The sequence below is a fragment of the Roseivirga ehrenbergii genome (genome assembly GCF_001593005.1).
Taxonomy (GTDB): domain Bacteria; phylum Bacteroidota; class Bacteroidia; order Cytophagales; family Cyclobacteriaceae; genus Roseivirga; species Roseivirga ehrenbergii.
In genome coordinates, this window is record NZ_LQZQ01000002.1 from 279139 (window position 1) to 299372 (window position 20234).

The following is a 20234-nucleotide window of genomic DNA, read 5'->3' on the forward strand; positions in this document are numbered from 1 at the left end:
ATGTTTTGCCGTCCTTTGCAGAACAATAACAAAGCTAACAATCTGCTAAAGTTTTAAGTTATGAAAACGATGAAAACACAACAAACGCTATTTCCTAACTGGATGCGCGGATTCTTACTGATCGCCTGCGTTTATAATATGTTTTGGGGCATTTTCATCGCCTGGTTTCCCGAAAGCTTTTACCACTGGGTAACCGAAAGCCAAAATTCGACTCCGGAAATTCTTATTTGGCAAGGTAGAGCAGTGTTAATTTTGGGCTTCGTTTATTTCGCAACAGCACTTCACCCTGGAAGGCTTTGGTACTTAGCACTTGTTGGAGCGCTCACTAAAATCGGGGGTGCCATTTGGTTTTACACGGTGATTTTAGAAGGAAAAGTTGGCGACCAAGGCTTGTTTCACCTGATTATGAATGATGGAATTTGGATTCCTTTCCTCATCGCGATTGCTCTAAAAGGTAAGGCCTACAAGGCCAGTAAATAGCTGAATTTTAATTGTTTCTGTTGTGAGTTTTAAATTTAAAAAACATGAAAGAACGTTTTACCAGACTTTTCGAATACAATATTTGGGCGAATAACCTATTTGCCGATGTGATCAAATCAAACACCTATAAAAACGATAAAATCACGAAGCTTTTCCATCACATTGGAAACGCCCAGCTGATTTGGCTTGACAGAATTACGCACACTGAAGAAAACGTTCCAGAAGTTTGGGCTGAAGGAAGCTCAATTGAGGCCATTGAACTGGTAAAAAAAAGCAGCCAACGATGGTTAGATTTCATCTATTCTCAAGAAGAATATGAAGATGTAATTGAGTACAAAAACTCAAAAGGTGATACTTACGAAACTCGAATTTCTGATATTCTGACCCATGTAGCAAACCATGGAACACACCACAGAGGCCAGTTGGCTACTTTGCTTCGTCAAGAAGATATTACACCGCCAGTAAGTGATTTTATTTTTTACGTAAGAGCTTAAAAGAAAATCCACTTCTTCCTTTTGTAGATCGGAGTGCGCTTGGTGTTGGTCATTGAAGTTCCGCGAGATGGCCCAAAGCAATAAGGTTTTTTGGCGTTTGCTTTAAGCTGGCTGATATTGATGCTGAAGAAGAAACTGCCTGTATTAGGCTCACTGCTCAAAAGTGACCCTAAACTTTGAGTACCGAGTGTAAAAGCCCCATAACGAGCCGCCAAGCCCAAATGAAATGCCCCTTGTTGATTGATGTATAATGGTGCGTAAATGGCTTTCTTTTCCTTTTCCCAACGAGGGGAAATGGTTAGGCTATGTTGGTAATTAAGTCGGTAATCTGCTTTAGAAAAGCTGGTTAGGTCAATTCTGGCAAAAGCGCCCAAATAATAATCGTTTCCAAAATTGTAGTCATAACCAAGATTGAGTGTGGTAGGCAAACTCACGGTGTATTCTCCGTTTAGTGAAGAAGTTTGGGCTACAGTTGCCAAGCTATCGGCAACTCCTCTAAAACTGGCGATTCCGCTAAAAAGCGTGTCTAAATTTTCTGCATTTACATTGCCCAACAAACCTAGGCTTTGGGTTGAAGCGCTTCCATATTGAAACTTCATCATTCCAACATCCGTGATGCTTGCGCTGAGTTTAAACTCATAATCAATATCCCTGTTTCGGTTCGTACCATTCTCATCTTTTGACGCTTCCCAAAATGTTACTCTTTCGTAAACTAGCCCAAAATCAAACCCAAAATGGTTGCCAATTAAGTCAGGCAAGCGATCCAGTTTTTCGGTGCCATCAAATTGCTCAAAGCTGTTGAGATTAGCAGAATAACCAAAGGCCAATTCGGCATTCGTTAAATCAGTAATTCCAGCGTTATCGGTTGAATAGCTAATGTCTTTAATATCCAGAAAAGCACTTCCTCTGGGGTTGATTAGCTTAAAAGTGGCTCCAGCTTTCCAACGATGAAAATCATCATCCTTTAAAATTTTAGCATAGGTAAGACCATATTCTCTCCAAAGCGCAGTCGCAAATTTGCCTGATTGATCAGTCGCTCGAGTATTGAAAAACTGAGACTGTGTGAACCTTCCCATTTGGGTGATAAACTCCGGACTGAAATCAATGGCACTTCCGTGTGCGCGCATCCGATAGGTAAAACCTATCGACTCGTCACCTCGCAAAGTGGCCATCCCTGAGATTCCCCCTAAAGCAATATTCGAGTGCAAAAACCTTTGTCCGTCATTCAAATACCTAACAAACCCCCGACTGGTTTCTGTACTTTTTATGTAGGTGATATTATTGGTGAGGAAGTAATTCGCATTCACCAAACTGATGTCATACTTGTATGGAGAACCCGCCAAGTTTGCTGGCTGAAATTGTGCTCCAATGATCCCAGAAAAATCGGAATGTATGTATCCATTAAAACTTTGACCCATAATAAGTTGGGGCAATAAAAGCGTCAGAAAAGAAAGTACAAATCGCAAAATGGAGCCGAAATATCTTTGAAACACTGAAACTACGCTAATTTCTAAGAATTATTTTAACCATTCTGTGCTTTTCGTAAAAAGCACAGAATCAGTAACATACAAGCATTTATTGAGGTATTTGCCAAATAATCTATTTCGTATTTCTATTTACTCAAAATAATAATGTGTGTCCGTACATTGTAACTGTTTGTGAAATCCATAAAATTGTATTCAAACAACGCCATGAATTGTATGAAAAGCATTTTTCTGTATATTTGTATTCCTTTCAGCAAACACCTAGCGGTGATTCTCCGCTTATTGCATTTCCTAGATTACTGAACCAAACATCAATCGAACTAACGTAAATACGTTTTTCAATCACTCGTATTTACTCATTTCTATACCCTGCCACACAGGGTGTGCTAGGCGTTACACCTATACTCTAGAGGTAATGCCGAAATATTGGAATTAGTAAATCGCTAACAGAGCCACAAGGCCTTAAGCCGATCTTCAATTCGCTGAACATCAAGGTTTACGAATTGAATCCAATCATTCACCCTGATGACCAAAACAGGAATAGAATGATTAGAAATACGGCAATAAAGGTTTTAAAAAGTACATTCACGATCATTATGATGATGGTTTTGAGTCTGTCTGCCTTTGCCAACAACGGTTTCGATCACTCTCTTTCTAAGCAACAAGCCGCACAAGATCTTTCCTTTTACTTCAAACTAATTGACGAGCAACATGGAAATCCATACGCTTACATTTCAAGAGCAGAGTTTAAGCAGCTTGTAGATGCAAACATTAACAGCCTTCCAGAAATCATTAGCTATCAGCACTTCTCTAATTTGGTTATTGAGCTAAATCAGAAGTTAAGATGTGGTCATACTGCGGTATCCATAGACACTCAGATTCTGAAAACGGCTACTGAAAAGAGCGACTTCTTTCCTTATCCGGTTTCGATAATCGACAATGAAGTTTATATCGATTTCGAAGGAGGAACTTTGCCACTAGGCAGTAAAATAGTTTCTATTAATGGAATTCCTTCGCAACAACTGTTGAAAGAACTTACTGCCTTGACCATAACTGATGGGTTTATAGAAACCAAAAAATTCAGAGAAGTAGAACAGAAATTCGGTTACTATTTTTTCCTTAAATACGGTGCTTCGCCTGAATTTAATGTTAATTCTAATTTAAATGGAAAAACAAACACCACCACTATTCAAGGCATTCCTGGTAATCAAATGATGGCGAACAACTACATGCGCCCAGTTTACCAAACAAACGAAAGATACATCCACTTTACACATGTGGATGCAATTGACTCCCTTCAAACCTTAGTTCTTACCCTAAACACTTTCCAAGCCAGTCCGGAATGGTTTTTCCAGAAAATTTATGATCAATACTCTGCTGCCTCTAAAGGTGCGGGCGTCAATAACTTGGTGCTTGACCTTAGAAATAATGAAGGTGGCGACCGTAGACTTTTGAATTTTCTTTACAAAATGATCGCTGGTACTGACTTGGTAGACCCCTCTTCAACTTCTACTAGAAGCCTAAAAATTACGCACGAAGACCAGTTAAGAGGCATCAATGGCGCTGTAGGTTCCGAAGAAGTGGTTGCAAATGCAGAGCAGTATTTAGAAAAACACTTCTCCGCAAATGCCAAAGGAGAGTTTGTAAATGACACCCAAAATTGGCACGAAGAATTCGAATTAGGCTTCGATTTAAAGGATATGAAATTCGAAGGCCAAGTGTATGTACTTACCTCAGGAAAGACCTTTTCTGCCGCTGCCGATTTCGCTAGAATTTTAGGCCAATTAGACAATGTGATTCTTGTTGGTGAAGAAACGGGAGGTGCAAACGCAGGCAGAACAGCCAATATGCTATTGAATTACAGCTTGCCAAATTCAGCCCTAATGGTTCAAGTGCCCGTAATTTCAGAAACCTTCCAAAATAAAGGAGACAAAAACGAAAAAGGACGTGGTGTGTTTCCTGATTTCACGGTTAAGAAAACCTATGCAGACTTAATCAATAAGCAAGATGCGGTTTTCAACTTCACGCTCGACCTAATTGCTCATAAACCTAATTTGGTGGCCAGCACTTCTTTAGGTCAGTAAATTGTTCCACCAGCTTTTTAGCTCATAATTAATCAAAATTCTGTTTCCCTAAGTACTCGGATTACTTACCTTTATTGAATGAGTAAACCCGAAAAAACACTCTTTCTATTGGACGCCATGGCGCTGATTTATCGTGCCCACTTTGCCTTCAGTAAAAACCCAAGAATTAGTTCAAAAGGATTAAACACAGGTGCCGCTTTTGGTTTCACCAATAGCCTTTTCGAAATTATAGATAAGAAAAAGCCCTCGCATATTGCAGTAGCTTTCGATACCCCAGCTCCTACTTTTAGGCATGTAGATTATCCCCTTTACAAAGCCAACCGCGATGCCCAGCCCGAAGATATCCGTATTGCTATTCCTTTGGTAAAAGACATCGTTCGGGCTTTCAATATTCCTGTTTTGGAACTCGATGGTTATGAAGCCGATGATGTAATTGGCACTTTTGCCAAAAAAGCTTCTGCCGAAGGATTTGAAGTTTTTATGATGACCCCAGACAAAGATTATGGTCAATTGGTGGAAGAGCATGTATACCTCTACAAGCCTGCATTTATGGGCAATGGGGTAGATATTATGGGAATTCCAGAAGTGTTGGCCAAATGGGATGTAGAACGAATTGATCAAGTAGTAGATATGCTCGGGCTGCAGGGGGATGCTGTAGATAACATTCCTGGAATACCAGGTGTGGGTCCAAAAACGGCTTCAAAACTATTGAAGGATTATGGCACTGTAGAGGGCATCATTGCACATTCGCATGAACTAAAAGGAAAACTGAAGGAGCGTGTAGAAGAGTTTGGCGCCCAAGGTTTGCAATCGAAAGAATTGGCCAGAATTTGCACTACAGTGCCCATCGATTTTGATTCGTCCACGATGGAATACAAAGGGCCAAATAAAGAAAAGCTGACGGAGATTTTTGAAGAGCTAGAATTCCGCACCACTTTGAAACGGATTTTGGGAGAAGCCGCTGCTACTCCAACGGCATCAAAGCCAAAAGTGGCTGCCAATACTTCACAAATGGGACTTTTTGGCGATGCTACGCCAACCCTTTCCAACGGACCAGATGAACCTATTACTTCGGAAAAAGGTACATTAGCCAACACCGAGCACGATTACCACTTGATTGATACGCCTCAAAAGAGAAAGCGACTGATCAAGTACTTGATGGTGCAGAAAGAGCTTTGCTTCGATACGGAAACTGACAATTTAGAACCGATTGAAGCCAATATGGTTGGGCTGGCTTTTTCATACAAAAAAGGCGAAGCTTATTACGTGCCCACCCCGCAAGATCGCGAAGAAGCCCAAGCCATTATTGAGGAATTCAGACCTGTTTTCGAAAATGAAGCCATTCTGAAAATTGCTCAAAATGCGAAATACGATATTCAGGTATTGAAAAACTATGGTGTTGAAGTCAAAGGGCCAATCTTCGATACCATGATTGCCCATTATTTGATCGATCCAGACACGCGCCATAATATGGATGTGCTGGCTGAAAATTACCTCAATTATACGCCAGTTTCGATTACTGAACTTATCGGTAAAAAAGGAGTAAAACAAGGCAACATGAAAGATGTCGACATTCACAAAGTAGCGGAATACGCAGGTGAAGATGCCGACATCACCTTTCAGCTAAAGCAGGTTTTTGCTCCCATGATGGAAGAAAACAAAGTGACCAAGCTTTTTGATGAGGTAGAAATTCCTTTGGTGAACGTATTGGCCGACATTGAATACAATGGCGTAAAAATCGATACAGATGCCTTAGCCGCTATGTCGAAAGAACTGGAAGAGGAAAGCTTAAAAGCCCAAACTCAAATTTTCGAATTGGCGGGTGTCGAGTTCAATATTGCATCGCCAAAACAGTTGGGTGAAATACTTTTCGATCAGATGAAACTGATTGAAAAGCCGAAGAAAACTAAAACGGGTCAGTATGCTACAGGCGAAGATATTCTTTCGAAACTGGCGGTAGAACATGACATTGCCCGTATCATTTTAGAATTCAGGGAATATCAAAAATTAAAGTCTACTTATGTAGATGCACTTCCAAAAATGATCAGTCCGATTGATGGTTTGGTGCACACCGATTACCGTCAGGCGGTAGCGGCTACGGGGCGTTTGAGTTCCAATAACCCCAACCTCCAAAACATTCCAATCAGAACTGAAAAAGGGCGTGAAATTAGAAAAGCATTTATTCCTCGTTCCGAAGACCACATTCTTTTGGCTGCGGATTACTCGCAAATAGAATTGCGCATTGTGGCCGCTTTTGCCGAAGATGAAAGTATGATGGATGCCTTTAAAAATGGGCGAGATATTCACGCTACCACAGCCTCAAAAGTGTTTGGCGTTCCGTTAGAAGAAGTAGATCGCGACATGCGAAGGAAAGCCAAAGAAGTAAACTTTGGTTTAATCTATGGCATTTCAGCTTTTGGTTTGGCACAAAACATTGGCATTTCCCGCACCGAAGCCCAGCAAATCATTACGGCTTATTTCAATGAGTTTCCTGGTGTGAAAAAATACATGGATGCCCAAGTGAACAAAGCGCGCGAGTTTACTTATGTAGAAACCATTTTAGGCCGAAGAAGGTACTTGCGCGACATTCATTCTAAAAATATGGTAGGCAGAGGCCATGCAGAGCGAAACGCTATTAACGCACCCATTCAGGGTAGCGCTGCCGATATGATTAAAGTGGCCATGATCAGCATTCACGATTGGATGAAGAAAGAAAAGCTTCAATCAAAAATGATTATGCAGGTACATGATGAACTCGTTTTCGATGTGTACAAACCCGAGCTTGAGATAATGAAAGAACGTATTCCCGCTTTAATGAAATCGGCCATTGAGCTTTCCGTTCCTATGGAAGTGGAAGTAGGCGTGGGCGACAACTGGCTGAAAGCGCATTGATAGTTTGTTTATTTTACTCAACCCTCCAAAAGTTCAGATACAGAGGTCAGCTGTTTTTAATAAATTCTGAGCATATCAAAGCATCAACTTTTGGAGGGCTTTTACCATATTTAAAACCACTATGGAACTACCAATCAGTTTAGCACAGCTTCGCGAAGCACACGAACGCATCAAGCCGTTCATTCATCGCACACCGATTCTTACTTCGGAAAGTATCAATACCATTGTGGGTTGCGAGGTGTATTTCAAGTGCGAAAACTTACAGAAGATTGGGGCCTTTAAAGCACGCGGAGGTTTAAACGCTGTGCTTTCGCTTTCTGAGGAACAAAGGGCGAAGGGCGTAGTGACGCACAGTTCGGGAAACCACGCACAGGCCATGGCCATGGCAACCAAAACCTGCGGCATTCCTGCTTACATCGTAATGCCCAACACCGCACCTGAGGTAAAGAAAAAAGCCGTAGCGGGTTATGGCGCAGAAATTACTTTTTGCGAACCCACTCAAGCCGCTCGCGAAGCAGCCGCCAATCTGATTATGGAAGCAACTGGGGCTACTTATGTTTCTCCTTATAACGATTACAAAGTCATCGAAGGGCAGGGCACTGCGGCCATAGAGTTTATGGAAGACCAGCCTGATTTGGAAGTTTTAATGACGCCCGTGGGTGGGGGTGGCCTCTTGGCTGGAACCGCATTGGCGGCTCACTATTTAAAACCAAAAATCAGAGTTTTTGCCGGTGAGCCGAAAGGTGCAATGGATACTTTTCTTTCGATGCAGAAAGGTGAAATTGTGCCGAATACAACCACGAACACTATTGCCGATGGCCTTTTGGTGACCGTGGGTGATAAGAATTTTGCCATTATTCAGAAACTGGTGAAAGAAATTCTGGTAGTAAACGATCAGGAAATAGTTGATGCCATGCGCCTGATTTGGGAGCGAATGAAAATTGTGGTGGAGCCTTCTGGCGCTGTGCCTTTTGCTTCCCTATTAAAATACAAAGCCCAATTTGCTGGTCAAAAAGTAGGCATCATAATTAGCGGTGGTAATGTTGATTTAGGGAAGCTGCCTTTTTAGATGGTTATTTTGATTTTCAATACTAGCATTAGATTCATAACCTCTTTATTCAAAAAGGTAAGAATAGGGTCTTTCATTCTCTTCGCTTTTCTATTGATTCATTCCGCTTATGCTCAAAAAAGTGACTTAAAATTAGCAAAACCTCACTTTCAGTACGATGGTGACTCAGTCCATTTGAAAAAAATACTGGCATCTCTACAATCTGACTCCATTCAACTGATCGCACAAAACAATCAAATATGTGACTTGAAAATTTCTTCTCTTGGGTCAACTCCTACCTTGAACATAAGTATTTACAATATTGAATATGGCCTTGGAGAAAGTTGTCGAGGTGTCTTTCTCACAACTTTCTTTAGGAATGACGTCTTTTTAGGGCATTACAACTCTGACCTTGCATTACCTAAAGAGGTTGACGGAGATAATCTTGTTTGGCAATTCGAAGGTGGACGGCTGATGTTTATGGGATTAAAGACGAAAATTCCGGATGAATATTCCTTTGGAGAGTTTAAAAGAAAATTTATCAGAGCCAAGTTCAAATAAGCTGTTGAAAAAGATAACTATCCACTTTCCCAATAATTGATTCAAGAAATAGCCTCCACCAACAATTGATAGTAAATGGAGCTAATGGGAATTATCTCGCTACCGATACTTAACTGATGCTTTTCTATTTTATTGATAAAGGTCTTATTGACTAAAAACGAGCGGTGGGTTTTTAAAAAGCCCTGTGGCAAGAGTAAATCCTCCGCTTGTTGCATTGTCATTCGGCTGAGGACTTGTTCGCTTTCCGTCACAAACTTTACATAGTTGCCTTCGGCTTTGGCGTATTTGATTTGCGCTATTTCAAGTCGCATATATTCATAACCTGTTTTCAGAAAAAGGTGCTGATCGTTCTTTTGTTCCAATCGTTCGCTGGCCTTGTTTACCGCCTTTAAAAACCTCCCGAAATCGAATGGCTTGAGTAGGTAATCTACGGTTTGAAAATCGTAACTCTCTAGCGCATACTCCTGATAAGCAGTGGTAAAGATCACCAAAGGTGCTTTCGAAAGGCTTTTCAGAAAATCCATTCCAGAGATATCTGGCATTTTTACATCCAAAAACAGCAAGTCAACAGAGTTGGTTTTTAGGAATTCAAGGGCCTGATAGGCATTGGTAAAGCTCGCTTTCAATTCCAAAAACGGAATTTTATTGGCGTGACTCTCGATAATATCCAGCGCAATCGGTTCGTCATCTATGGCAATGGCTCTGATCATATCAAGGTGATTTTAATGTTGGCCTCAAAGCTGTCTTCCGTTTCATAAATTTGAAATAGGTGTTTTTCAGGATAAAGAATGCCCAAACGCTTTCTCACATTCTCCAGTCCTATTCCCGATTTTCCTTTTTCAGGATCTTCCCCATGTTTGTGAACGCTATTTTGCACATTCAAATGCACCTCTTCCGCATTACAAGTTAATTTTATTTTTACCCAAGAGGGTTTCTGAAAACTGACCCCATGCTTAAAAGCATTTTCAACAAAAGGAATAAGTACCATAGGCGTAATTTCTCCTTGGCAACCCTCAGCCACATCTACTTCCAATTGAAAATGATCCTTCTGTGAAATTCGTAAAGTTTGAAGTTCGATGTAATTACGGAGGTAGTCAATTTCCTTCTGCAAAGGAATTTTCTCAGCGTGGTTTTCGTGGAGCATAAAACGCATCATCTCACTCAGCTGCTGCACCGCATGAGCCGTTTTTGGGCTTTCCTCTTTCAGCGCCAAGCCATACACCGTATTTAAAGAGTTAAACAGAAAGTGCGGATTAATTTGAGATTTGAGCAGGGAGAGTTCGGACTCTGAGCTCGCTATTTGTAATTGAGTTCTTACCCCTGCCAAATTGAATTTCCAAACTAGTATGGCTACGGTTCCAGATATAATGGCAAAAACTAAAAGCCGAACAAGTATTGAGGGTACTTGATCTAAGGATGTTAAAAAGGAGGAGTCAAGTCCAAAAGCGATGACCCCTAAAATAAGCACAAAAGAAAAAACTCCAAAAATGGAAACGAAAACAAGAGTTACTCTTTCTGATAAATTGTTAAAAGCCCACTTACCGCTCTCCAGAATAGTGGAAAGAACGAGAGAGCCAATAAAAGTAGCTACTAAAGCAGAAATTAAAAGGTTAAGGATTAAAAAAATAAAGGTTAAGGAAAACACCTGAATTCCAATAGTCGCAAAGTAGGTTACTATTAGTATAAGAAAGTTCAAAAAATAGTTGACTACCCAAAATCTTGATCCAAAGGACTTTAAGCTAGCACCTATAGGTTTAGTGTTTTGAATCGTTAGTAATGAAAAAGTCATTGAAGAAAATAGTGTGCCTAACCCAATGATTGAGTAATAAATGAATGGAGGTAATGCTTTAAAAGTTTGAGAATCATTCAGAGCGCCTCTTAGTAAACTAAACTCATAAAATGGGTTTAAAAACTCATGAACCAAAGCACACATCCCACCATAAAGAATAGCAAATAGCATGAACATTAATGGTAAGAATCGAATCCTAGATTTCTCTATTGATTTTTTCGATATAATGCTTCCAAAGCAAAACAAGGCAACCAGCAGTAACACTGATATACCTTTAGCAATAATTGAGTTAATCAGTATGGACTTGGCTTCCTCTGAATTCTTCCCGGATTGAATAGCTTGGTCAACTATGTAGGAGCCTTGATTAAAAAATATAACAACCCCCACCATAACGGCAAAAAGAAACAGGCCAATGACAATGCTCTTAACTATATATGTGTTTTTCATCTTTTTTTCTTCAATGATACTGGGCAACATCATCTTCAAAAAATAAATGTGACCAAAGCCCAAAACAATGTGACGGAATATAATCTATTCTTGCAAGCCAATAGATAATTAAGCATTTTGCTGTAAATATTAATACTATGAACACTCCTTTTCATTTGGCCTTTCCCGTAAAGGACATCGAATCTACCCGATCATTCTTTGGTGACTTGCTAGGTTGCGAAATTGGCCGCTCTACAGAAAAGTGGATCGACTTTAATTTCTTCGGTCATCAATTGAGTGCACACGTAAAGCCGGAAGAACTGGCCCAAGCGCATGCCAATATTGTAGATGGCAAAAATGTACCTGTTCGCCATTTCGGAGCCATTTTAGAATGGAACCAATGGCACACATTAGCCGACAAGCTAAAAGCCCACGGAACCGAGTTTGTGATTGAACCTTACATTCGCTTCGAAGGCCAAGTTGGCGAACAAGCCACTATGTTCTTTCTCGACCCCAGCGGAAATGCTTTAGAATTCAAAGCCTTTAAAGACACCAGCCAAATTTTTGCTAAATAGTAGAGCATAAATAAGGATTTGAAAAACGAAAATTAATGAAAAAGCTACTTCCTGTATTCTGTATTCTGCTCATGGTGGCCTGTCAGTCACCACAAGAAAACAAACAAGTTGCACAGACAACTAAACAGGTTTTCAAGCCAGAAAATAAACCCAGCAAAGAACTGAACGTAGCTTTTTTGGCCATCAACGGAGTATATAATTCAGAGCTAATGGCGCCTTTCGATATTTTTCAGCATACCATTTTTCATACAGAAAAAGGAATGAAGCCCTTTATTGTCTCTCCCACCAAAGAAGTAATTACGACTTTTGAAGGCATTCGCATTTTACCCGATTACGATTTTGATGACGTACCGAATATTGACATTCTCGTTGTTCCCAGTGCCGAAAACAACATGGGTTCGGACTTGGAAGACGAACGCCTGATCAACTTTGTGAAGGAAAAAGGAGGCAGCGCCATGTACATTATGTCTTTATGCGATGGTGCATTTATTCTGGCCAAAGCAGGCCTCTTAAATGAAGTAAAGTCTACCACCTTCCCCAGCGACATTGGCCAATTCAGACAGACTTTTCCTGATTTAGATATTTATGAAAACGTAAGCTTTGTGCATGACGGCAAAGCCATCACCTCATCGGGTGGCGCCAAGTCTTACGATCCAGCCTTGTACTTAGTAGAATTTTTATACGGAAAAAAAGCAGCCGATGGTGTGGCAGGAGGCTTGGTGATCGATTGGAATGTAGGCGAAATTAAATCCATTACCCCAGAAAAATGAACGAAGCAATTATGGCTCAACAGCGTTTGATGAAGGCCATTCAAAACTATCAAACAGGCGATTTAAATGCTGCCGAAAAAGATTTACGTGAACTGCAAAGCAAGTTTCCAAAGTCAGATCAGATTTTGAGCCTTTTAGGCACGGTGCTTTATGCCAAAAAGAAATACAAAGATGCCTTCCGTTCCTATCAGGAAGCTCTTAAAATCAACCCCAATAATGAAGATGCGCTGATTAATATCGGAACGGTAGAAAAAGCACGAGGCCGAGCCGATAAAGCGATTGAATTGATGAATAACGCCATCAAGCGTCTGCCTAATCGGCCAGATATTCATTTTAATTTGGGCACCATTTATTTAGAACAAAAGGATTTAGCCAAAGCCGAAACTGCTTTTAAAAAGTGCGTTGAGATAGACTCGAGTATTTATCAAGCCGAAATTCAACTTGTAAATATTTACAAAGAACAGAATGAATTGGCGAAAGCCGAAGCGGCCATTAGAAGTATTCTAAGCAAACAGGATTCCCCACAACTTGTAGAGAAACTCAAGGAATTGGTAGCATTACAAGGCCGAGAATATATCGCTCCAGAAGTAAATACTGCGGTAGAAACGCCAGTTGTTCCTCAGGCTTCGACAACAGAAGATAACAATACAGACGAAGTACTAGGGCTTGATAGCAATGACGTTCGAGGGTTAATGAACATGGGTGGCTATTTGCAAGAGCGCTATAAATTTATCGAAGCCGAGAAGTACTTTCTCCGTGTTTTAGAGAAAGAACCCGACCATGCCGAAGCACAAAAAAGCCTACGTAAACTACGGTCGTATAAAATTCCGGGTTGGCATTTCGACATGCTGGAAGACACAGCCAGAAATGATGCTTACCAAGCCGCCATTGAAAAAGCCTTAAAGAAAAAGCCTAATGCACGTGTGCTCGACATTGGAACTGGCTCGGGCCTGTTGGCCATGATGGCCGCACGCGCAGGCGCCTCAGAGGTTATCGCCTGCGAAATGCACAGCGAACTGGCAGGAGTGGCCAAGGAAATCATTAAGGCAAATGGCTATGAGGATAAAATCAAAGTAATCAATAAAAAGTCAACTGACCTTGACAAAGAGGTAGATTATACCGAGAAATTCGACCTGATTGTTTCCGAAATTCTAGATTGTGGTGGTTTGGGTGAAGGGGTTGTTCCTTCCCTTCGTCATGCAAAAAAGAACCTTATGAAAACGGGCGGTATCATGCTCCCGGCAGGAATGTCACTATTTGGGCAGTTGATCGAAATACCAAAGAAGTACTTGGTTAACCCCGTGAAACAAATTTCTGGCTTCGATTTAAGTGCTTTCGATCAGTTTAGACCAGTAGAGGAATATGGCAGAGTGCTATTAGAAAATGAAGAATACACAGCCCTGAGCGAGCCTTTCTTCATCGCAAAATATGACTTTCAGCAACTACCAGAAATGGGAGATACTGAATTTAAAGAAGATGAAAAGGAGGTGAATATTACTGCTAAAGGCTGCATTCAAGCTATCGCGTTTTGGTTTGAACTGAATATGGATGAAGAATCTACCTATTCCTCTGGCCCAAATGGAGAAATGGTGCATTGGGGACAAGCCGTTTACTTCTTTGGAGAACAGAAGGCTGTCGACTCAGGTGATGACCAACACTTAAAAGTGATCACCTCAGACAGTACAATCAAGTTTCAGTTAAAAGATTAAAGCGGCTCTAATCTCATCCTCGTTTATAACGAGGATGTATTCATCAAGCATTTTAAAATGCGTTTTTAAGCCGTAAAGTAATCCTCCAAATCCTTTAAAGTAGTTTCGCTCGTTTGGATATCTTTCTGAACTTTGCCCCTTTCAAGCAAAACAATGCGTTCACAAACTTCCGTTACGTGGTTCAAGTCGTGGCTAGAAATAAGCAAAGTCATATCCTTTTCCTCCTTTAGCTTTTTCAAAATCACCTTCAAACGAATTTGTGTTGTGGGGTCAAGATTAGCAAAAGGTTCGTCCAACAATATGATTTCAGGATTGCCCATTAAGGCCGCCACAATGCCTACTTTCTTTTGGTTTCCCTTCGAAAGGTCGCGGATGTACTTTTTCTTCCCTCTGATTTCATCGTTGAACAAATCATCGAACTGATTTAAAAACTCTTGTAAATCGCCTTTTGAGTAATTGTGCAAAGAAGCGATAAACTCGAAATATTCGTCTGGTGTTAAATAGTCTATAAGGAAAGATTCGTCTAAAAAGGAGCCTGTATAGTATTTCCAATCTTCGTTATTCTGAACGTTTTCGCCCTTAGAAAGCACCTCGCCTGTCGAGGGTCTAATCAGGTCCAAAATCATTCTGAAGAAGGTGGTTTTTCCCGCACCATTATTTCCAACCAAGCCAAAACTTTCGCCTTTGGCAATGTGCATTTCAGGAATATTGACAACCTCAACTCCTTTATAACTTTTCGAAAGTGTTTTTACGTCAATCATCTTAATGGTTTATTGGGATCTAAAACTTGCGGCAAATTTATGTCTTCGGCTAATGAAAAACTGGGTGAGGGCATTCAGCGTTTTATCACGGAATAAGAGGCCAATGAGCCCCGCCAAACCTGTTAGAACCAGCCCTAAATTTTCGTAACCGAGTATTAAAAATGGAGCGTAAAGTATGTAGGGCAAAATCATCATAGGAATCATAATGAGGAATTGCGCTGCGCCCACGCCTTCATAATTAAAAGCGGCTCCTTTATTTAAATCTATCTTTTTTGGGTTGAACATGGCCAGTCGCATTACAGCGAACACGTTCAAGCCAATGTTGAACAAGTAAGCTACCAGGTTAATCAAAACGATCTTCCATCCGAAATAGCCATAGGCCAATGAAACTACGAATGCAATGGTAGATGTAGCCACAAACAGCCAGTATTTTGATTCTATAAACTGCCTAGAAGTAACCCTTCTGGTCAGAATAAAATCGAAATAGCCGCTCTCCCAACTCAACAAAAACTGACCATAATTGATAAAGAAAATACCCGTGATAAATACGCCTGCAAACATGAAGATGAACTGCATCTCTTGGTAGACATCATTAGTATAAAAAATCAGTCCATAGAGTAATAATACCCCGCTCATGATCAAAGTATTTCTTGGGCGTTTGTGGCGCAAAATCAATTTCAGTTCAAGCTGAATCAGCTCACCAATTCTTCCATATTGTTTTAAGAACCCGAAATCTCCTGTTACCTTTTCTTCCTTTTTAATGGCCAATTCCTCTGGGTAAGTATTCTTCACCAAGAAATTGTAGTTGAGCCTGTAAAACACAAAGGCCAATACTACGGGAATGGCACCCAAGGCTGGCTGTTCCAGAATAAAGCCAAAAGCGGCAGAAGATAAATCTGAGAAAGAAACCACATTAAAGTAATCAAGCGCTGCCAGAGCTGCCACAAAAACCAGAAGGCCGATAAATAAATTTGGGATGTCATTCATCTTCTTTTTAAAGAGAATGACCACAAAATGCAGGGTAATTGAAAGGCCAACAATTGAGGCCAACCAGCCTGCAGCACTTACCGCCCCATAATCGGCTCCAACTCGCATGATTGAAAAAGGAAGAAACAGCAAAACAGCCAACAGATTGAAAGCACTGAAAAGGCTCTTTCTAAACATAAAGTGAATGATCTTTCCTTTTCTAATTGGCAGGTGTAAATAAGGCTGAATTTCTAAAACAGGTACATTCTGCATAAAGAACCTGAGCATAAACTCCACCAGAAAATAGTAGAGAATAAAGCCATTCACAAAAACCAGCGGGTCATTATCAGGGAAGAACTCCCTAACAAGTTTGTCCATTGCCACACCAGCAATTAGCACATAGGCCAACATCATTAGGGCCGCAAAACCTAAGAAAACATTAGTAAGAAGGCTCTTTGCCCAAACAGGCGAGCGAAATTCCTTTTTCCAAATGTGCGTTATAAGCTGGCTAATCATAGGCTTAGTTTAAATTTCTATCCAATTCTATAATAGAGTAAAGAACTGCGTGTGCGGCTTTTATATAAAATGCCTGATTTACATTTTCAAATTCATCAGTGGCTTTGTGATAATGCTCGTGGTCTTCTACACCAAAATAAAGGAAGGGAATATTGTTCTTGTGAAAAACCCCATGGTCCGACTGCATCGTCCAATCGTCTTTACCTAAATCTGGAGAATCGTGGCCAAAAAGTAATTTCAATGGCGGCACCTCTACCTTTTCCAAAATAGATTTAAACTTAGGGTAGAAATGGGTTCCTGCTACATAAAGCTCGTTTTTATCATTAATACTGATCATGTCCATATTAACATTCAGAATTACATTCTCGATAGGAAACTCAGGATCATTAAAAATTGCTTTTGCTCCTTGAAGGCCCATTTCCTCACCATCTAGTGCCGCAAAATACAAAGCGTGTCTTGGCTTATTACTTTTAAAATATTCCATCATGGCGAGCATGGCCGCTACTCCAGAAGCGTTATCGTCTGCGCCATTAAATACTTCACCATTTCTCACCCCAACGTGATCGTAATGTGCAGTAATGATAAAAGCAGAATCTGACTCTCCTTGGATATAGCTTATAATATTTTCGCCCTTAATGGTGTCGCCTCGGCTCACAAAAGAGAATGGGTGGCGGTAGCCCTTCACCAAACTTTTTGGATTAACGGCATCCATTTGTTTAATGATAAACTGGCGGGCAGCTTCAGCGCCTTTGGTTCCAGTTTTTCTGCCCTCAGCAGCATCATGTGAAAGTTTTCTTAAATCTTCTAACATGATTTCTGTGTCCAGATCGTTTTGTGAATAAGCGCTAATTGGCGCACCAACAAATAATACAATAAGGGCAAGATGGAGGATATGCTTTTTCATTTTTATTTGGTTAAGTTCGAACGAAAATGAATCGAACATTCAATATTTCGGTTCTTTTCAGGTTAAACTTAGTGAATTGAATAGTAAGTTTTGAAGGTCATAATATATAATTTTCTTTTACTGCTTTTACTCGGCAGCTCACCACTGAACGCTCAGGGAACGAATGCTACGTTGTCTGCCTTACTTCACATGAATGAGGCTTACGATCCTCCACAAGATATTCTAAGTACTAAGTCAATTGTATTAATGGATGTACCAAAGGGTATGTCAGTGGAGGAAAGGTTGAAATTAGCGGATGAGTTGCAAGCCTTTTTTGCCGAGGTGGGTATTGATGCCGCAGCGTATTTCCAAATCAACAGTTTTAGCTCCGTTAGCGGAATGGAAGAGCAAATTCCAGACTTTATTTTAAGAAGAGATTTTAAGAACCTTATTTTTCTTACCGTTCTGAACCCAGAAAATGATTTTCTGTTAGGCATGGGCCCATTCAATGGCAAAAACAGCTTTTATGATAAAGGAGCTATATTTTGGTTAAGAAGAACGAACGATTTAAAAAGTGTTTTCAGTGAATTAACTACAAGGTTAAAGAGTGATGAATTTCCGAAAGAAAACCTTCTTCTAAGTAATTCAGCAGAATTTTTCGAGCCTACTGTTTCTGGTTTTAAACAAGCCTATATTACCTTACCTAAAGAGTTTGAAGGCAAAAAAATTGCTATTCCCCAAATAGAAACAGACCCGTTTGCACAACCCAATCCGCAGGCTTTGGGCATTGAAGCCATCACATCGGCAAATGCATTTAAAAAGGAGCTTTTAAACCGAAAAAACTCCTTCGAAGCCTTAGCTGCCAGTGATTCTACTTTGTTCCAAATTATAAATGTTGAAAACAAAACCGATGCTGATTTAAGACGCGCTAGAGTAGATTATGTACTTCATTATATTGAAGCCAACGCCCAAAATGTCTACACCTTTTTACCCTTCGAAAAACGTGAGGAAAACAAAACAGGTGTATTAGTAAAATTCTTTTTACGCGATACCCGAACCAATATTGCTTTTTTAGGAAGTAGTTGGGATGCCAAAGAAAACTGGAATCAAGCCCTTAATTCATTTATTACTCAAATCAACAATATGAGGGGTAAATAACCCGATTGAACACATTATTGCCCATCGGTATATTTTAGAAAGATTTTAAAAGTACGATTAGCTACCTTCCTCATAAATTAAAACTTAAACAAATGAGGATATCAGCAGTATTAGGGTTTCTATTTTTAGGGCTGCAAGCACTAGCTCAGAACACCCAAGTAGATTACGAATCTATCTACAAAATCAAAGATGAAGGATTCAACAACAGTCAGGTAATGGACATTGCTTGGAACTTAACTGACAGAATTGGACCAAGACTTACAGGTTCTGAAGGTTTGAAAAAAGCCTATGATTGGACCTCTCAAATGTACAAAGATTGGGGTTTAACCAATGTTAAAGTTGAAGCTTGGGGCGATTTTGGTCCAGGATGGGAAGTAGACAAAAACTACCTTGCCATGACTGTTCCTTATTATCAAGCCATGATTGCTATTCCAAAAGCATGGACACCTGGTACTGGTAAAGAAATTACAGCAGAAGTGGTTTATGTTGAGGTTAATACTGAAGAAGACCTAGCCAAATACAAAGGTAACCTTAAAGGCAAAGTAGTTTTAATGCCTACTACAATCAATGCTGAAAACGGTTATGAAGCCGATGCACGGAGATATACCGAAGAAGAATTAGAAGGCCTTACTAAAGTTACTGTAAGAGGTGGCGGAGGTGGTGGTAACTTCAGTGCCAGCAGAATGTCTGAGTTCAGAAGAGCTTCTAACCTAAGAAGAGCCGCCTATACCATGTTAAAAGAAGAAGGCGTTGCAATGATTTTGAATACTAGCCGAGGTGGAGGACAAGGAACATTCTTTACTTCAAACGGATCGAGAAATGATGACAGCGCTCTTCCAGAAATGGAAATGGCTCCTGAGCATTATAACAGAATGGTTCGTTTGCTACAGAAAGGCGAAAAAGTAATGGTTGAAGCAGAAACTAAAACTCGCTTCTTGAAGAATGATACCAAAGGATATAACGTATTAGGAGAAATTCAAGGTTCTGATGCTAAATTGAAAAATGAAGTAGTTATGTTAGGTGCTCACCTCGATTCTTGGTTTGCAGGAACAGGCGCTACAGATAACGCTGCCGGATCAGCTGTAATGATGGAAGCGATGAGAATCTTAAAAGAATCAGGCGTAAAGCTAAGAAGAACAGTAAGAATTGCTCTTTGGAGTGGTGAAGAGCAAGGTATTTTTGGGTCAAGAAATTATGCTCAAAACACATTCATGACAGACAAAAAGCCTAACGCTGCTCACCAGAACTTCTCTGCTTATTATAACATGGACAACGGAACAGGAGCCATTAGAGGAATTTACTTACAAGGTAACGAGGCTACAAAAGGTCTTTTCGAAGAATGGTTCAAGCCTTTCCACGATATAGGAGCAAGCACAATTACAGTAAACAACACAGGCGGTACCGATCACCTTGCGTTTGACGGTATTGGCTTACCTGGCTTCCAATTTATTCAAGATCCAATTGCTTATAGCACAAGAACACACCATACCAATATGGATGTATTTGAAGCTTTAGAAGAAGTGGATTTGAAAAAGAACGCAGTAATCATTGCCGCTTTAGTAATGCAAACTGCTAACATGGATGCTAAAATGCCTAGAAAACCGAAAGAGTTTTAATAAGTAGTATTAGATTTAGAAA

The 20234-nt window shown here is 40.3% G+C and carries 17 protein-coding genes; 11 read left to right on the forward strand and 6 right to left on the reverse strand.

Annotated features, from left to right (window positions below; all coding sequences use genetic code 11):
• Positions 1-60: 60 nt before the first annotated feature.
• Both MB14_RS03145 and MB14_RS03150 read left to right on the forward strand, forming a co-directional pair.
• On the forward strand, positions 61-480 hold the full coding sequence (locus tag MB14_RS03145) for a hypothetical protein (RefSeq protein ID WP_132644053.1): 420 nt from the start codon (positions 61-63) through the stop codon (positions 478-480).
• A gap of 44 nt (positions 481-524) precedes the next feature.
• Positions 525-974, forward strand: a complete 450-nt coding sequence (locus MB14_RS03150) for a DinB family protein (protein ID WP_062588612.1) — start codon at positions 525-527, stop codon at positions 972-974.
• Here the strand turns inward: MB14_RS03150 and MB14_RS03155 are convergent.
• Positions 971-2392 (reverse strand): DUF5723 family protein, encoded by a 1422-nt coding sequence (locus MB14_RS03155; RefSeq protein WP_062588614.1) that lies wholly within the window; start codon positions 2390-2392, stop codon positions 971-973. The two genes, MB14_RS03150 and MB14_RS03155, sit on opposite strands and share 4 nt — an antisense overlap.
• Before the next feature lie 611 nt (positions 2393-3003).
• Between MB14_RS03155 and MB14_RS03160 the strand changes: the two genes are divergently transcribed.
• From MB14_RS03160 to MB14_RS03175, 4 genes are all read left to right on the forward strand, one after another.
• Entirely contained in the window at positions 3004-4542 is a 1539-nt protein-coding gene (locus MB14_RS03160) for a S41 family peptidase (protein ID WP_132644054.1), read from the forward strand.
• A gap of 78 nt (positions 4543-4620) precedes the next feature.
• On the forward strand, positions 4621-7434 hold the full coding sequence (polA, locus tag MB14_RS03165) for a DNA polymerase I (RefSeq protein WP_062588618.1): 2814 nt from the start codon (positions 4621-4623) through the stop codon (positions 7432-7434).
• 121 nt (positions 7435-7555) lie between these two features.
• Positions 7556-8503, forward strand: coding sequence for a pyridoxal-phosphate dependent enzyme (locus MB14_RS03170; RefSeq protein ID WP_062588620.1), 948 nt, complete (start codon positions 7556-7558; stop codon positions 8501-8503).
• A gap of 174 nt (positions 8504-8677) precedes the next feature.
• Complete coding sequence (locus tag MB14_RS03175; RefSeq protein WP_132644055.1) at positions 8678-9043, forward strand: hypothetical protein; 366 nt, start codon at positions 8678-8680, stop codon at positions 9041-9043.
• Positions 9044-9084: 41 nt separating this feature from the next.
• On the opposite strand, the gene MB14_RS03180 is transcribed toward MB14_RS03175, so the two are convergent.
• Together MB14_RS03180 and MB14_RS03185 are read right to left on the reverse strand one after the other, a co-directional pair.
• On the reverse strand, positions 9085-9753 hold the full coding sequence (locus MB14_RS03180; protein ID WP_062588625.1) for a LytR/AlgR family response regulator transcription factor: 669 nt from the start codon (positions 9751-9753) through the stop codon (positions 9085-9087).
• Entirely contained in the window at positions 9750-11279 is a 1530-nt protein-coding gene (locus MB14_RS03185; protein ID WP_157716535.1) for a sensor histidine kinase, read from the reverse strand. Before MB14_RS03185 ends, MB14_RS03180 begins: the two co-directional genes overlap by 4 nt.
• A gap of 137 nt (positions 11280-11416) precedes the next feature.
• Between MB14_RS03185 and MB14_RS03190 the strand changes: the two genes are divergently transcribed.
• Genes MB14_RS03190 through MB14_RS03200 form a run of 3 tightly spaced genes read left to right on the forward strand, consistent with a single transcriptional unit; the run spans position 11417 to position 14312 of the window.
• The gene (locus tag MB14_RS03190) at positions 11417-11833 is read left to right on the forward strand and encodes a VOC family protein (protein WP_062588629.1); all 417 of its coding nucleotides are present in this window, start codon (positions 11417-11419) and stop codon (positions 11831-11833) included.
• A gap of 35 nt (positions 11834-11868) precedes the next feature.
• Positions 11869-12603, forward strand: coding sequence for a DJ-1/PfpI family protein (locus tag MB14_RS03195; RefSeq protein WP_062588631.1), 735 nt, complete (start codon positions 11869-11871; stop codon positions 12601-12603).
• Positions 12600-14312 (forward strand): tetratricopeptide repeat protein, encoded by a 1713-nt coding sequence (locus MB14_RS03200; RefSeq protein ID WP_062588633.1) that lies wholly within the window; start codon positions 12600-12602, stop codon positions 14310-14312. The genes MB14_RS03195 and MB14_RS03200 overlap by 4 nt, the downstream gene beginning before the upstream one ends.
• A 65-nt stretch (positions 14313-14377) precedes the next feature.
• On the opposite strand, the gene MB14_RS03205 is transcribed toward MB14_RS03200, so the two are convergent.
• The 3 genes from MB14_RS03205 to MB14_RS03215 are packed head-to-tail and all read right to left on the reverse strand — an operon-like array spanning position 14378 to position 17459.
• Positions 14378-15073 carry an ABC transporter ATP-binding protein gene (locus MB14_RS03205; RefSeq protein ID WP_062588635.1) on the reverse strand — a complete coding sequence of 232 codons (696 nt, stop codon included), beginning with the start codon at positions 15071-15073 and terminating at the stop codon, positions 14378-14380.
• A gap of 9 nt (positions 15074-15082) precedes the next feature.
• Positions 15083-16555, reverse strand: coding sequence for a DUF5687 family protein (locus MB14_RS03210; protein WP_062588637.1), 1473 nt, complete (start codon positions 16553-16555; stop codon positions 15083-15085).
• A gap of 4 nt (positions 16556-16559) precedes the next feature.
• Positions 16560-17459 (reverse strand): M28 family peptidase, encoded by a 900-nt coding sequence (locus MB14_RS03215; RefSeq protein WP_084375956.1) that lies wholly within the window; start codon positions 17457-17459, stop codon positions 16560-16562.
• Between the two features lie 90 nt (positions 17460-17549).
• Between MB14_RS03215 and MB14_RS03220 the strand changes: the two genes are divergently transcribed.
• Positions 17550-18596: a hypothetical protein gene (locus MB14_RS03220; RefSeq protein WP_132644056.1), complete on the forward strand. Its 1047-nt coding sequence runs from the start codon at positions 17550-17552 to the stop codon at positions 18594-18596.
• A 92-nt stretch (positions 18597-18688) separates the two neighbouring features.
• Complete coding sequence (locus tag MB14_RS03225; protein WP_062588641.1) at positions 18689-20212, forward strand: M20/M25/M40 family metallo-hydrolase; 1524 nt, start codon at positions 18689-18691, stop codon at positions 20210-20212.
• The last annotated feature ends 22 nt before the right edge of the window (positions 20213-20234 follow it).